Source organism: Pasteurella oralis (assembly GCF_042681465.1).
Classification (GTDB): domain Bacteria; phylum Pseudomonadota; class Gammaproteobacteria; order Enterobacterales; family Pasteurellaceae; genus Pasteurella; species Pasteurella oralis.
On sequence record NZ_JBHUFP010000025.1, the window covers coordinates 139,680 to 155,270 of the forward strand.

Annotated in this window: 13 protein-coding genes; 6 read left to right on the forward strand and 7 right to left on the reverse strand. The window is 36.4% G+C overall.

Annotated elements, in window-relative coordinates:
* Nucleotides 1-27 precede the first annotated feature (27 nt).
* The 6 genes from ACFSAV_RS10090 (at nucleotide 28) to ACFSAV_RS10115 (ending at nucleotide 6,923) form a co-directional block, all read left to right on the forward strand.
* Nucleotides 28-1,059, forward strand: a complete 1,032-nt coding sequence (locus tag ACFSAV_RS10090) for an NAD(P)-dependent alcohol dehydrogenase (RefSeq protein ID WP_379099211.1) — start codon at nucleotides 28-30, stop codon at nucleotides 1,057-1,059.
* A 10-nt stretch (nucleotides 1,060-1,069) separates the two neighbouring features.
* The gene (gene xylB, locus ACFSAV_RS10095; protein WP_379099711.1) at nucleotides 1,070-2,581 is read left to right on the forward strand and encodes a xylulokinase; all 1,512 of its coding nucleotides are present in this window, start codon (nucleotides 1,070-1,072) and stop codon (nucleotides 2,579-2,581) included.
* 2 nt (nucleotides 2,582-2,583) lie between these two features.
* Entirely contained in the window at nucleotides 2,584-4,092 is a 1,509-nt protein-coding gene (locus ACFSAV_RS10100; RefSeq protein WP_379099214.1) for a sugar ABC transporter ATP-binding protein, read from the forward strand.
* Between the two features lie 23 nt (nucleotides 4,093-4,115).
* Nucleotides 4,116-5,111 (forward strand): ABC transporter permease, encoded by a 996-nt coding sequence (locus ACFSAV_RS10105; protein WP_379099217.1) that lies wholly within the window; start codon nucleotides 4,116-4,118, stop codon nucleotides 5,109-5,111.
* 74 nt (nucleotides 5,112-5,185) lie between these two features.
* Nucleotides 5,186-6,181 carry a substrate-binding domain-containing protein gene (locus ACFSAV_RS10110; RefSeq protein WP_379099220.1) on the forward strand — a complete coding sequence of 332 codons (996 nt, stop codon included), beginning with the start codon at nucleotides 5,186-5,188 and terminating at the stop codon, nucleotides 6,179-6,181.
* A 283-nt stretch (nucleotides 6,182-6,464) separates the two neighbouring features.
* Nucleotides 6,465-6,923 carry an NUDIX hydrolase gene (locus ACFSAV_RS10115; RefSeq protein WP_379099223.1) on the forward strand — a complete coding sequence of 153 codons (459 nt, stop codon included), beginning with the start codon at nucleotides 6,465-6,467 and terminating at the stop codon, nucleotides 6,921-6,923.
* A 405-nt stretch (nucleotides 6,924-7,328) separates the two neighbouring features.
* Here ACFSAV_RS10115 and ACFSAV_RS10120 read toward each other — a convergent pair whose 3' ends face one another.
* The 7 genes from ACFSAV_RS10120 to tal all read right to left on the reverse strand — a co-directional run.
* Nucleotides 7,329-8,927 (reverse strand): xylulokinase, encoded by a 1,599-nt coding sequence (locus ACFSAV_RS10120; protein ID WP_379099226.1) that lies wholly within the window; start codon nucleotides 8,925-8,927, stop codon nucleotides 7,329-7,331.
* 12 nt (nucleotides 8,928-8,939) lie between these two features.
* Nucleotides 8,940-9,884, reverse strand: coding sequence for an ABC transporter permease (locus tag ACFSAV_RS10125; protein WP_379099229.1), 945 nt, complete (start codon nucleotides 9,882-9,884; stop codon nucleotides 8,940-8,942).
* 2 nt (nucleotides 9,885-9,886) lie between these two features.
* Nucleotides 9,887-10,840 carry an ABC transporter permease gene (locus tag ACFSAV_RS10130; protein ID WP_379099232.1) on the reverse strand — a complete coding sequence of 318 codons (954 nt, stop codon included), beginning with the start codon at nucleotides 10,838-10,840 and terminating at the stop codon, nucleotides 9,887-9,889.
* Nucleotides 10,824-12,314 carry a sugar ABC transporter ATP-binding protein gene (locus ACFSAV_RS10135; protein ID WP_379099235.1) on the reverse strand — a complete coding sequence of 497 codons (1,491 nt, stop codon included), beginning with the start codon at nucleotides 12,312-12,314 and terminating at the stop codon, nucleotides 10,824-10,826. The genes ACFSAV_RS10130 and ACFSAV_RS10135 overlap by 17 nt, the downstream gene beginning before the upstream one ends.
* A 258-nt stretch (nucleotides 12,315-12,572) precedes the next feature.
* Nucleotides 12,573-13,547 (reverse strand): substrate-binding domain-containing protein, encoded by a 975-nt coding sequence (locus tag ACFSAV_RS10140; RefSeq protein ID WP_379099238.1) that lies wholly within the window; start codon nucleotides 13,545-13,547, stop codon nucleotides 12,573-12,575.
* Between the two features lie 166 nt (nucleotides 13,548-13,713).
* On the reverse strand, nucleotides 13,714-14,589 hold the full coding sequence (gene araC / locus ACFSAV_RS10145; RefSeq protein ID WP_379099241.1) for an arabinose operon transcriptional regulator AraC: 876 nt from the start codon (nucleotides 14,587-14,589) through the stop codon (nucleotides 13,714-13,716).
* Nucleotides 14,590-14,802: 213 nt separating this feature from the next.
* The coding region (gene tal, locus ACFSAV_RS10150; RefSeq protein ID WP_379099244.1) for a transaldolase at nucleotides 14,803-15,591 on the reverse strand (789 nt) is incomplete at its 5' end.

Below are 15,591 nucleotides of genomic sequence, written 5' to 3' on the forward strand. Positions count from 1 at the left end.
TTTTAATGATAAAAAAGGAGCATTTATATGCAATCGTTAGTTCTTGATTCAGGTAAACTATACATCCGCGATGTTGAAGAAACCGCAGTTCTCACTGATAACGATGTGGAAATCAAGATCCACACTGTCGGTATCTGTGGCAGTGATGTGCATTATTACCAACATGGACGTATTGGACCATTTATTGTTGAAAAACCAATGATTCTAGGTCATGAAGCTTCAGGTATCGTGACAAAAGTAGGCAAAAACGTAACACATTTGAAAGTTGGTGATCGCGTCTGTATGGAACCTGGTATCCCAAATCTTTCATCAATTCAATCTCGCTCTGGCTTTTATAACCTTGATCCCGAAGTACGTTTTTGGGCAACGCCGCCTATTGATGGTTGCTTAAAAGAGCGCGTTATCCACCCAGCAGCCTTTACTTTTAAAATTCCAGATCATCTCAGCTTTGCCGAAGGCGCAATGGTAGAGCCCCTAGCTATTGGTATGCAAGCCGCCACTAAAGCAGGAATTAAACCTGGTGATATCGCATTAGTTATTGGTTCAGGTCCTATCGGTATTCTCACCGCACTATCCGCGCTTGCTGGTGGCTGCGCGGAAGTGATCATTGCTGATATCGCAGATACAAAATTACAAATTGCAGGACAATACCAAGGAATTCACGCTGTTAATAGCAAAACAACGGATCTGCTCGCCAAAGTTCATGAAATGACTGATGGTATGGGAGTTGACATTCTATTTGAATGCAGCGGTGCAAAACCTGTCATTGTTAACATGACACAATACATGGCACCTGGTTCAACTGCCGTATTAGTTGGCATGCCAATTGAGCCAGCCAAAGTCGATATTGTATCCGCTCAAGCGAAAGAAATTACGTTTAAAACTATCTTCCGCTACGTCAACATGTACCCACGTACTATCCGCTTAATTGCCTCAGGAAAACTAAATTTAAAACCACTCATTTCTAAAGTGTATAAATTTAAAGATGCTATTGAGGCATTTGATCGTGCTGCCGCTGGTAATCCAAATGATGTAAAAATTATTATTGAAATGGAGTAGTACTATGAGTATTTATGCGGGTATTGATTGTGGTACACAAAGCACTAAAGTTATCTTAATTGACACTGTATCAAAGAAAATTATTGGCGAAGGACAAGCTAAACATCATTTGATTAGTGAGGCTAATGGTAAGCGAGAACAAGAACCACAATGGTGGATCGATGCATTAATATCAGCTTTCCACAAGGCAACACAAAATGCTCAAATCAATCCTAAATTGATCTCTGGCATTGCAGTTTCAGGGCAGCAACATGGACTTGTTGCATTAGATAAACATGGTGATGTACTAATACCCGCAAAATTATGGTGTGATACTGAAACTAGCTTAGAAAATGAAGAGATTCTAGAGAAATTAGGTAGAAAATCCGCTTCTCTTTCGGAATTAGGGTTAGTCATTTCCACAGGTTATACCGCCTCTAAAATTCTTTGGCTAAAAAAATATCACCCCGAAGCTTGGCAAAAATTAGATTGTATTTTACTCCCACATGATTATCTGAACTTCTGGCTAACTGGTCGGAAAGTAATGGAAAATGGCGATGCTTCAGGCACAGGGTTATTCGATGTACGCAAATGCTGTTGGAGTGAACGTGCAATCAATACTATTGATACAAGTGATCATTTACGTCAAGCACTGCCGCAACTGGTGAAATATGATCAAATCATCGGAACCGTTCAGTCTGAAGTGGCTGAAATTCTAGGTATATCTCCGTCCACTCTTGTTGCAGCAGGCGGTGGCGATAACATGATGGGGGCAATAGGTACAGGTAATGTCCAACAGGGAATCATCACAATGAGCCTTGGAACGTCTGGTACCTTGTTTGGTTTTGCTAATCAACCTATTTCTCCTGCTTCAGAATTGATTGCTAATTTCTGTGCATCGACTCATGGTTGGTTACCTTTAATCTGTACGATGAATATCACATCTGCAACAAGTCTTGTACAAAATCTGTTTGAACAAGATCTTACTCAATTCAACCAAGCAATTGAAAGTGCACCAATTGGTGCTGAAGGGGTAACAGTGCTTCCTTTCTTTAATGGAGAACGTGTACCAAATCTACCAAATGCTAAAGCAATTATTGCAGGATTGGATGCAACGAATTTCACGCCAAATAATCTGATAAGAGCCGTATTGGAAGGAGCAACTTTTTCATTACGCTATGGTTTGGATTTATTCTCTCAAGCCAACATAACGCCAACACAAATTCGCTTGATTGGCGGAGGAGCGAAAAGTGCGGTCTGGCGCCAGATTGTTGCAGATGTAATGAATTGTCCAATCATCTGTTTAAGTTATGCTGAAGCAGCTGCCCTAGGGGCTGCAATCCAAGCCGCTTGGGTAATAGGAATCCAAAATAAATCGCTCAATGAACATGAAAAACAAACTCAACTTGTTCAACTTTGTGACCAATTTGTCACACTTGATGAGCAAACATTAACAATACCAAAAACAGAAAACGTTAAACAATATCAAACAATTTATATCAATTATCTTTCATTACTAAATAAATACTATTTGGAGAAATAAGTATGACTTTTTCATCTATTCATTCTTGCGATGAAAATCTCCTTGAAGTATCTGGCGTCAAAAAAGCATTCGGTGAAGTTGTAGCCCTAAAAAATGTTGAATTCTTACTCAAAAAAGGATCAATTCATGCACTTTGTGGGGGTAATGGCGCAGGAAAATCAACCTTTTTAAGTATTCTGATGGGGTTTATTCAACATGATGCGGGTGAAATCTTTGTTAATGGAAAAAAAGTAAATTTTACTCACCCGAGACAAGCGTTAGATGCGGGTATCGCAATTGTACAACAGGAATTAAGCTCAATTCCTGATCTTACAGTAGCAGAAAACATCTATTTAGGCAGTGAACCGAAAAAACTAGGTTTTGTTGATTTTCCAACACTGAATAAGCAAGCACAGACTCACCTCGACTCTTTGGGATTTAACACGATACTCGCTACCAAAAAAGTTCGCGATTTAAGTGTTGCGGAACAACAATTAGTCGAAATAGCTAAAGCACTTTCTCACGCCAATGCCAACATTATAATCATGGATGAACCAACCTCAGCAATTGGTGAAGAAGATGCACGAAAACTGTTCTCTTCTCTCAAAACATTGGCAGAACAAGGCAAAGGAATTATCTATGTCAGCCACCGTTTATCTGAAATTTTCCAAATTGCGGATACTTATACCGTTTTTCGTGATGGTACTTATATTTGTGAAGGTGCAATCAATGAAATTTCTAGGGAAAAATTAATTGAACACATTGTAGGCACTGAGCTAGGCAAGGAATTTATAAAAAATAATGTGCCCGAAGAAGAAATCCTATTATCGATGAATAACATAAATTGGAGAGATAAATTAACAAATATCAATCTTCAATTAAGAAAAGGTGAAATTCTCGGTATTTATGGTCTAGTTGGTTCGGGGCGCAGTGAAATTCTTGATTTAATCTTTGGATTACAACAACCAACAAGTGGTCAAATATCACTAAAATTACAGAAATTAACAAAACATTCACCACAAAATGCTATCAATATGGGGATTGCATACTGTACTGAGGATCGTCGTGATACGGGACTCATTCTCTGCCGCTCAATTAATGAAAATATCAATATTTCTTCTTATTCTGATATATGTCAATTTGGTTTTATCCAAGAAAAGCAAGGGCGTAAACGAGTGGAAGAAATGATTCAAAAATTTAATGTAAAAACCCCACACCAGCACCAAAAAGTGATTAATTTAAGTGGAGGCAACCAACAAAAAGTGATTTTAGGTCGTTGGGCATTACTAGAACCTGAAATTATGCTACTTGATGAACCTACTCGCGGAATTGACGTAGGTGCTAAACGAGAGATTTATCATTTTATGTCTGACTTTGTTTCTACTGGTAAAGGAATCATCATGGTTTCATCTGAATTGGCTGAAATTATCAACATGTGCGACCGAGTTATCGTATTAAGAAATGGAAAAATTTCAGGTGTTTTAGAACATCATGAATTAACACAACAAAAATTGATGAATTTAGCGGTGTAGGACGGAAGCACAAGGAGTAATCTATGACAAATAATTTAAAATCACTCAACCAATACGGCATTATTATTGCATTTATCGCACTTTGTATCATTATCGCAATTGCAGGACAAATTGCCGTTTCCCAAGGCTACTGGACAGATAATTATTTCCTGACTAAAGACAATGCCATGATCATTCTGCGTCAAGTGTCTATCAATGGTATTCTAGCAATAGGGATGACTTTCGTCATTATCACAGCTGGGGTCGATCTTTCTGTCGGCGCAGTACTTGCATTAGCTGGCATTATTGCTGCACGATTTGCTACTACAGGTAGCCTTGCTATAGGTGATACCACATCTGCAATATGGCTACCTATTTTGATTGCAGTTGGAATCGGGGCGCTTTGCGGATTTATTAATGGTACGATTATCTCAAAATATAATCTCCAACCTTTCATCGTTACTATGGGAATGCTTTCTGTTGCTCGTGGTTTAACTTTACTTTCAACAGATGGTAACCCAGTTTCACAACTGAATAGCAATTTTCGTTGGTTAGGTAATGGCTATCTTTTTGATGCAATTCCTGTGCCAGTTGTCATTTTCTTCCTCATTTTCATCTTTTCTTGGATTATTCTCAACAAAATGCCATTTGGACGTTATGTCTATGCGGTAGGAGGGAATGAAAAAAGTACTAGAACATCTGGAATTAATGTTTTCAAAATTAAAGTCACAGTTTATACCCTATGTGGCATCTTAGCCGCAATTGCAGGTTTAGTCTTAACAGCACGAACAGGTTCAGCGCAGACTAACGCAGGGACAGCCTATGAACTTGATGCAATTGCTGCCGTTGTTATCGGTGGTACAAGTATGATTGGTGGAGTAGGAACTTTAATGGGTACATTCTTCGGTATTTTAATTATTGGTGTACTCAATAACGGTCTAGATCTACTGGGTGTGCAATCCTACTATCAACAGCTTATTAAAGGTATCTTAATTGTCGTCGCCGTAATGCTTGACCCATCAAGAAAACAACGTCGATAGTAATACTAAAGACTTTATCAATCTATACAAAGTAAACTCTAAATAACTAAACCCAACAAAAAAGGAGTATCCTTATGAAAAAATTATTCCTCTCCACATTGGCATTAGCGGTTGCTTCGGGTGTCGCTGCGCAAGAACAGCAACCCGTTAAAATCTCCATTTTGATGTATGGAATGAAAGCGGAATTTGTACAATTAATGGAAAAGGCCGCTAAAGAGCATCCTGCTGTTCAACAAGGGCTGGCGAAATTAACCATTTATGATGGGCGTTATGATCCATTAGTCCAAAATAACCAGGCCGAAACAGCAATTCAAACGAAAACTGATGCCATTATTATTAACCCAATGGATTATGAAGCCAACATTGATGTTGTTACAATGGCAAATCAAGCTAATATTCCTGTTATTGTCACTAATGCGCGTTTAAATACAGATAAAATGACAAGTGAAGTTGTCTCAGACGATGTCGAAGGCGGCTACTTAGAAGCAAAAGCTGTATTAGAAAAAATGGGTTGTAAAGGAAATGTTGTCATTATCGAAGGACCAAAAGGGGGATCTGGTGAAATTCAACGTGGTCAAGGAAATGAAAAAGCAATCGCAGAATGTGGTGAAGGCAATATTAAAATTTTAGAGCGTAAAACCGCTAACTGGTCTCGTGCAGAAGCTATGCCATTAATGGAAAACTGGTTACAAAAACACCGTGGTAAAATTAACGGTGTTATTGCGCAAAATGACGAAATGGCATTAGGCGCTATTGAAGCAATTCAAGGTGCAGGGCTAGATGTGAAAAATTTTGCTATTGCAGGTGTTGATGGTGTTACTGATGCAATTCATGCAGTAAAAGAGCAAAAAATGACCTCTATTTTACAAGATGCTCGTGGTCAAATGCATGGTTCAATTGATGTTGCTATGAAAGCTGTTCTTGGCGAAAAATATACACCAATGTCTGATATTTGGCAGCAATATAAAGGTCAAATGGATTGGCAAGAGGGTAAAGCAAAACGCTATGATGTGCCTTGGACAAAAGTGACATTAGAAAATGCAGATAAATTATTAGATATGAGAAAATAATCCAATTTTCGAATGAAATAATATCTAATTTGATATAAAAATGAGAGTTTTCGCCTAAGTATAAATACAAAAGAAAACTCTCTATCTTACCAGTATTTATGTATGTAGCACATCAACGAAGTGACTTCTTACTAACAAATTTCTTACTAATTCTACTTATATACGATCCCTTTACTAATGATTTTTTACTTCATCTAACTTTCAATTTTACTGGCTACGCTAAATTTGAGTTAAAGAATAGTAATCTTGTTGTATAACGTATCAATAAAAATAAGGAGTTAATATGTATAAACCGAGTGTCACTCTTGCTTGTGTCGTACATTGTCAAGGCAAATTTTTATTTGTAGAAGAACTTGAACATGGCAAACTCACCTTAAATCAACCTGCTGGTCATCTAGAGAGCAATGAAACCTTATTAGAAGGAGCAAAACGTGAGCTTTTTGAAGAAACAGGAATCAATGCTGAGATACAAAACTTGATTAAGATATATCAATGGCATGCTCCACGTACTAAAACAGATTTCATCCGTTTTACTTTTGCACTTGAACTAGATGAATGGCAAGAGATCAAACCACAAGATCCTGACATTATTCGTGGTCTTTGGTTAACTTTGCCAGAATTTTATGACTATATCCAACAAGAAGGGCAATGCGAACGTAGCCCATTAGTGATTGAATCAATAAAAGATTATTTGAAAGGCAATTTCTACTCACTTAATATTCTACAACTATTTGAAGAATAAATAAAAATTAGTAAATATATCAGTCTGTAGTTATTTGCCATTAATTATGGTGTATAAATAATTATGCTAAATACTTGCACTCTTAAGCTTAAAACAGTGAAATGATAAATTCGCTCAAATAAAGAAGGAAAATTAAGAAAAATCAATATTTTCATAATTTTCCTAAGGCAGCACTAGTATCCATTTGCGCTTATAAATAAGAGGATGATAACCACAATTTCAATATCAGATTAAAATAGCTGAAAAATCGACCGCTCTTTTGTTGACTATATGAATAATAATGTATCGTGTACTATAGAGTCTATCTGTTATAAAACAAGCTCATTAAGAGAACATCCATGTTCGTGCGTTCTTCTAAAACGCAGTCTCCAAAATATCACCCTTATTGACGCATTAAACTCAATTTTAATTTGTAATCCCTGTATCAAGTGCTGTCTGTACAATAGGAATGCCTTTCTGGTAATGGCGTATAAACGTTTGATAACCTTCTGCAATAACAGCATCTGGTTCAACTAAAGTCATTTTAGTTTGGCTAAAAATATCTTGCTCCAAATAATCTTCTAATGTGTATTGCTTTCCTTTATGTAAAAAATTCGCTAGCAATGCAATCCCCCATGCTCCACCATTAGATGCCGTATTCATGGTGGCTAGTGGAATATTAAGCGCAGAAGCCAGAATTTTTTGCGCGACATTTTCAGTTTTAAAAATACCACCATGACCGAGAATATGATCAATATTAACTTTCTCTTTCTCGCGTAAGATATCCATTCCCAACTTCATTGCACCAAAAGCGGTATAAAGATGTACTCGCATAAAATTTGCTAGAGTAAACTTCGCATTTGTCGGGTGAATAAAAATTGGGCAACCTTCAGATAAACCCACATTGTATTCCCCAGAATGGAAACCATATGAAAGCAATCCTCCACAGTCTGGATCACCTTTCAATGCTTCAAAAAATAATGTTTGGTATAACTCTTCAGTACAAATTTTGATACCAAATGCCTGTAAGGTTTCACCTAATAAATTAACCCAAGCATTAATATCGGAAGTACAATTATTTGCATGCGCCATAGCAACTAACTTACCCGCAGGTGTGGTCACAATATCTAATTCAGAGTAGGCTCGAGAAAGTGCTTTTTCTAACACAAGCATGGCAAATGCAGAAGTTCCTGCAGAAATATTACCCGTTTTTTCTTTAATACAATTTGTAGCGATCATTCCTGTACCAGCATCACCTTCAGGTGGGCAGAGCGGGATGCCTGCTTGTAAATTACCTGTTGGATCAAGTAATAAAGCCCCTTCTTTTGTTAGCCTTCCTGCATTCTGACCTGCAACTAATACTTTAGGTAAGATATGCTCTAACTTCCATGGTAGCGCGAATTCAACAACATTCTGGTCAAATAATGACAGCATAGTACGGTCATAACTAAAAGTATTAGTATCTATAGGAAACATGCCTGATGCATCACCAATACCCAATACTTTCTCTCCAGTTAATTGCCAATGGATATAACCTGATAGCGTCGTAAGGTAGTTAATTTGATTCAGATGTTCCTCTTTATTTAACATTGCTTGATATAAATGCGCAATGCTCCAACGTTGAGGAATAGGGTAATTAAATAATTTAGTCAGTGTTTCTGACGCTGGTAATGTAATATTATTTCTCCACGTTCTAAATGGGACTAATTGATTACCTGCTTTATCAAATGGTAAATAACCATGCATCATACCACTGATCCCTATGGCTTTAGCCGTTCTAACAGAAGTGCGGTACTTTTCTTTTACGGTTTTTTGCAGATCTTGGTAAGCATCTTGTAGTTTTTGCCAAATTTCAGTTTGATGATAAGTCCAAATCGAATCTACAAGACGATTTTCCCAATCAGCACCACCTGTTGCCAAGATCATGCCATATTCATCAATTAACACGGCTTTCACTCGAGTTGAACCAAGTTCAATCCCAATAACAACTTGACCATTATCAATGAGCTGTTTTTCGTTTTGCATAATTGCCCCCAATTAAGGTTTAAGAAATTTGCTCTTTTGCAGGAAAATAAACATAACTAATAACACGCCCCAAAGAATCATTGTAATATAGCTGCTAATTCCTAACATATTTAGACCGCTTTCAATCATTTGCAAAATAATTAACGCAATAATAATACCAAAAATTTTACCTTTGCCACCGTCTGGGTTAATGCCACCTAATACAGCAGCTAAAATTGAAATTAATAAATAGGAATCACCATAAGACGCTTTTGCAGAATTTAATTTTGACATCATAATGACTGCAGCAAAAACACATAAAATTGAAGACAAGACATAGACAATAGTAATTGATTTATTGACATTAATCCCAGAATACAAAGTCGCTTTCTCATTATTACCAATAAAATAGATTGATTTACCGATAGTTGTTTTTTCCATAATAAACCAAACTACTACAGCTAAAACAATAAATAGTAATACAGGCAATGGAATATAAAAAATTTCTATTGAGTTAATACTTAAAATCGATTCAGGGAAATTGGCAATCGTCGAACCATTGGTTAAAAGAATATTGATACCATTAATTAACGTCATTGTACCGAGTGTTGCTAAAATCGGTGACACTTTAATAAAGGCAATCAATACACCATTAAATAAGCCAATCATAACTGCGCAAAGTAAACTTAAAGTTAAGCCAAGAATTAAATATAAGCTACTATCTTGCTGAGTGACATAATAAGCAATTATGAGCGAACAAGCATTCATACTAGCAATAATTGATAAATTAATTCCACCCGTAATCATTGGAATAGCCATTGCTAATGTAAGAATACCTAATACTGAAATTTGCGATGCCATTGATTGAAAATTTGCAACTGACCAGAAAACGTCAGGAATCAACACACTAAAAATAATAATGGCGGCTAAAAATAGAATACCTAAATACTGAATTGAATTGTCTTTTGCCATTCGCATAATTACGCTCCTTTTCGCTGGCCTAATGCCGTTGCACTAATACTGACAATAATAATGATCCCCGTAATAATAGTTTGCCAGTAAGATGATACATTCATTAAATTCAAGCCATTTTGAATAATCGCTAATAATGCAACACCCATTATTGTGCCTGTTAGCGTACCTTTACCACCAGATAGACTCGCTCCGCCCAACACTACAGCAGCAAGTACAGTTAATTCGTAGCCAAGCAACGAGTTAGGAGCCACAGATTGCACAGTATAAGCCTGTACTACACCAGCTAATCCAGCCATAAATCCCATATAACCATAAGCAAAAAGATGCAGTTTTAAGATATTAAAACCAATTCGTGAAGTAGCATCTTGATTACCACCTAAAGCATAAATTTTGCGCCCAATACTCAGCTTATTGACAATAATCCCTGTCAAAACCACAGCAAAAATTGCAATCACCGTTTGGAAAGATAAACCATACACAAAATCATCTGCTGTGACAGCTTTAATGAAGATAATTTCTTCTTGAAACCATTCTGGGTAATCGTATAACCATACCCCTTTGGTTAAATAGAACAGTGCGCCATAAAAGATATTTAAAGTAGAAATTGTAATAATAATAGAAGGTACATTCAGTTTATTAATGATAATCGCATTCACAAAACCGAGTAAAATGCCGACCGCACTTGCAATAATGAATACTCCTAAAAAACCAAAATCATATTTTGAAATTAGCGAAATCATGAGATATTGCGAAATAATAGTGATTGCAGGAAAAGAAATATCAATTCCTCCCGAAATGAGCACAATAAACAACCCACAGGCTAAAATCATCAACATAGTATAGTTATTAACTACATCATAGAGATTTTCAATAGTAGCAAAATCATTAGTAAAAAATGAAAGTAGTAGAGATAAAACTAAAATCGTCGCAAATAAAATTTTATTATTGAGCGTTTTCATAAATTACCTCCTCAATCGCTTTTTCTGTGGTTTGATTTGGCATAAATTCATGCGTAATGGTGCCTTTTTTCATAATTAATACTCGATGGCTGTTATAAAATGCTTCTTCTATTTCATCGGTAACAAAAATCACGGAAATACCTTGTTGAGAAAGGGATTTTACAATTTGGAAAATACCGTCTTTATTGGCAATATCGACCCCAATAGTTGGCGAATCTAAAATAATAATCTTTGGATCTGTTACCAGCCATTTCGCAATAGAAACTCGCTGAGCATTTCCGCCAGATAAGGTATTCACAGGTAAATCAGAATCGGATACTTTGATTTTTAATGATTCAATTAATTTATTGCTATAACCATAGGCTTTTTGTTGGTCAATTACATTAAATTTATTAGCAATTTTGCTGAAAATACTTGAGATAATATTGTGATGAATCGACTCTTGCATAATCAACCCTGTCGTCATACGATCTTCTGACACATATGCAATTTTATGTGCAATTGCATCACGATTAGTTTTAAAACTCACGGATTGATTTTCAACTAAAATTTCACCTGAGTCAGGTTGAGTAATACCAAATAGACTTAAACATAGCTCGGTTCTACCTGACCCAAGCAACCCTGTTAATGCGATAATTTCTCCCTGCTTGAGTGAAAAATTGACGTTATTATATTGATTTTTTAGAGAAAGATTCTTCACTTCTAACACTGTTGGTTGCTGCGAAAAATCCACTGCTTCTAACCGTTTATTCTCAATTTCAAGCCCAGTCATCAAGAAACCAAGCCGTTTTTCAGTCATTTCTTTAATTGGATATTTACCAATCATATTGCCATCTTTTAGCACTAAAACGCTGTCAGATACGCTCATTACTTCATTCAGTTTATGACTAACAAAAATAATGCTAATTCCTTTACTTTTCAGTTTTAATACAACATCAAGTAAGTCATTCACTTCTTTAGCTGTAAGTGATGCAGTTGGTTCATCCATAATCAATAATTTGGCATTTTGTGCTAATGCACGACAAATTGCTACCAACTGCTGCTGAGCAATTGGTAAACTTTCTAATATCGTATCTAAATTTATATCGGCATTGATACTATCAATCGCTTTTTGCGCAATTTCACGTTGTTTTTGCTGATTCACCCAACCAAACTGACGATAAGTATTAATCGCAATATTCTCAGCAACAGTTAAATTTGGGAATAATGCTAAATCTTGGTAAATCACCTGAATCCCTCTGTTGATAGATTCTTCAGGTGTGAGTTTAGTATAAGTTTCTGCACCAATTTGAATTTGAGCATTAGCATCAGGTTGATATACACCTGATAAAATTTTAATCAAGGTCGATTTTCCACAACCGTTTTGCCCCGCAAGGCAGAGTGCTTCGCCGTAATTCAGCGACAATTCGACTTGATTTAATGCTTTGATGCCATGAAAGGTCTTGCTGATATTTTTCATTGAAATAAATGTCATAATCTCTCCTTTTGATGGGTGACATTTAATCGACTCTCGTGAACGCGACGATTTGCAAAATTTTGCGGAAATATGACCGCTTTGAGTAGTGCCTTCTTTAGTTGCTAAGCAAGTTAAGGAAGATTTGACAGTCTTAAATGACGAAGAAAATAATCCTCAAAAATCAGTCAATCCACAGTCGATTTAATCGGACTCTCTTTGTTACCTATTTCCGCTAAATCTCCCTCTATCCCATTTGCTAAAGAAGGGGCTGATTTTTTAATATAACGTATCTACGTTATCTTTTGTCACACGTAAAATTTTGTGGAATTGAAGTAATTTTTTATCTTGATCAACTTTAGCTTTACCAATTTTAGGAATTTCAAAACCTTGTTCGATTTTTTCACCTTTCAGTACTTTCGCTGCTACTGTTGAAAGCACATAGCCAGCATCAGCAGGATCATAAGTAATCCCCATTGTAATGTGTTCTGATTTCACTAAAGCTGCTGCTTGTGATGGAATCATCAAACCAAAGACTTTAAGTTTATTTTTTAAACGTTTTTCTTTTACCGCAAGCCCAGCTCCGATTGGTCCTTGTGAGCCAAGAGAAACGACTGCTTTTAAATCTGCATGAGCTTTAACTAAATCGATAGTCGTACGTCTCGCATCATTAATGTTTTCTGCAACAGGCACTCGGCTTGTTACTTCAAACATATCTGGATAATGTTCTTTCTGATATTTAACAAATAAATCTGCCCATAAATTATGTTGTGGTACAGTCAAGCTACCCACATACAGCACATAACCACCCTTACCACCAAGGGATTTTGCTACTTCCTCTACCAAATCAGCTGCAAATTGTTGGTTATCGATAGTTTCAATATCCCAGTCAGCACTTGGTTGACCAATAGATTCATGAGTTAATACAACCATTCCATTCTGTTTCGCTTTTTTTAGTACAGGTTCTAACGCACTTGCATCATTTGGAATAATTGAAATAGCAGGTACTTTTTTCGCAATTAAATCTTCGATCATTTTTACTTGCTGTGGTGCATCAGTATTTGATGGTCCGACTTGAATCGCCTTGATATCACTATCTTTACCTCCTTCTGCGACCCCTTCTGCCATTCGGTTAAACCACGGGATTCCATCAATTTTCACAATATTGACCAAATCATTAGCAACCGCTTGTCCATAACAGGCAAAAGCAAGCAATCCAGAAAGCAATAAACGGTTAAATCCTAGTTTTTTCATAAGTGAGCTCCTCATAAAGAATTAGCGTTTAATCACCTTGGCTTATACAGCTAGAAATGATGTATTAATGCGCTCATCTCTAACCAAAGGTTGCATGATCCTAGAGTTTATATCTCACAAATGGTATGTAATTTTTTGTTGAAAAGCTGGAAAATTCTGCTACGTCCTACAGATTGCGATCTGGATCACAGATCGTTTTATCTCGTTCCATTGCACGAAATTGTGAAGGCGATAATCTAGTGTGTCTCTTAAAAACTTTAGAGAAATAGAAAGGGTCATCATATCCTAAGGATTTAGCAAGCGTACTAATCGGAATATCAGAAAAGTAAAGTAATTTTTTAGCTTCAGAAACTCGTTGCAGCTCTCGCCACTGTACAAGACTGATACCCAATGATTGTTTAAATAAATGAGATAGACGAGAAGGAGAGAGGTAAACACGTTCAGCCAGTAAATCAATACTTAAATTTTTAGCAAGATCTTCAGAAATGAAATCACACACTTTTAAAATACGGCTATCCATAGCATGATCAATTGCAATTTTTTCTGCACTAATACACTTAATCAACAAGTATTCTAGTAAACTTGTTGCAATATCTTCCTTAAATGAGCTACCGTATTTTAATTCTTGCTCAATTTTACTAAAGATTTGGCTAATTTCTTGCAAGTAGCGATGTTCTTTAATCATAATACGACCAATATTCTGCTCGCTATTTACCCAATTTAACCATTTTCCCCATTTAGGGTGTGGATAGAAATAAATCCATTTATAATGCCAATATTGGCTCTCACTATAACGATAATAATGCTGCATGGCATTAGGCGCAAAAAGCAATAACTGACCAGGTTGCATGATAAGATGCTGTTTGCCATCGAATGCATAACCTTTACCAAAAGTCGTCAACTGCAACATATAACCATTCATACCATTTGGACGATCAACAATAAAATCAAGATAATTACCTTTTTCACTTTGGGTTAACCCAGCGACTAATTCAAGATCAAAAGGATGATTTAACAATAATAATGGGGTTTCTTCGCGCATTTTCGGCTCATGATGAGTAAAAAATTACTGTGTAAACAGCATAATTGTATTCTAATCAAAAGAGTATACAGGAAATAAATTTATACTAAGTAAAATTTAGTAATAAATGTAACTATTAGTTTCAAAATCAGGAAGAAAATCGATGGTATTCCACATCAATAAAAAAACTGAGCTAAACAAGCTCAGTTTTAATCAAAAAAGACCGCTCTTAAATTAAAATTTTGCTAACAGCATGGCTTCTAATTTTTCTTGGTCAGCAGCAAATTTACGGATTCCATCAGCCAATTTTTCCACTGCCATCGCATCACTATTGTGCTGCCAGTAGAATTCCGCTTCAGTTAATGGCATTGGTTTGGCTTTCACCTCACCAGTGTAGCTTAATTTACGCACCAATGGACTGGTATTTTCTTGTAATTCTTTTAACAATGCTGGCGCAATAGTTAAACGGTCGCAACCTGCTAACTCTGTAATTTCACCTACATTACGGAAACTCGCACCCATCACAATAGTGTTATAACCATGTTGTTTATAGTAATTGTAAATTTTCGTCACGGAAATCACACCCGGATCTTCCGCTGGCGCATAATCCTTTTTATCACCGTTCGCTTTATACCAATCTAGAATACGACCCACGAAAGGGGAAATTAAATACACTCCCGCTTCAGCACAAGCACGTGCCTGAGCTTCAGAGAATAACAGCGTTAAGTTACAGTTAATTCCTTGTTTTTCAAGCGCTTCTGCTGCACGGATACCTTGCCAAGTGGAGGCGATTTTGATCAGGATACGCTCATTGGCAATCCCTGCTTCGTTATAAAGTGCGATTAATTTTTTCGCTTTTTCAATTGTGGCGTCGGTATCATAAGAAAGGCGTGCGTCCACTTCAGTTGAAATGCGCCCTGGTACAATTTTTAAGATTTCTAAACCAATATTCACGGCTAATTTATCTTCTGCATCGATTAATTGTTGTTCTGGGCAGTCACTTTTTGCTTTTGCATAGGCAAT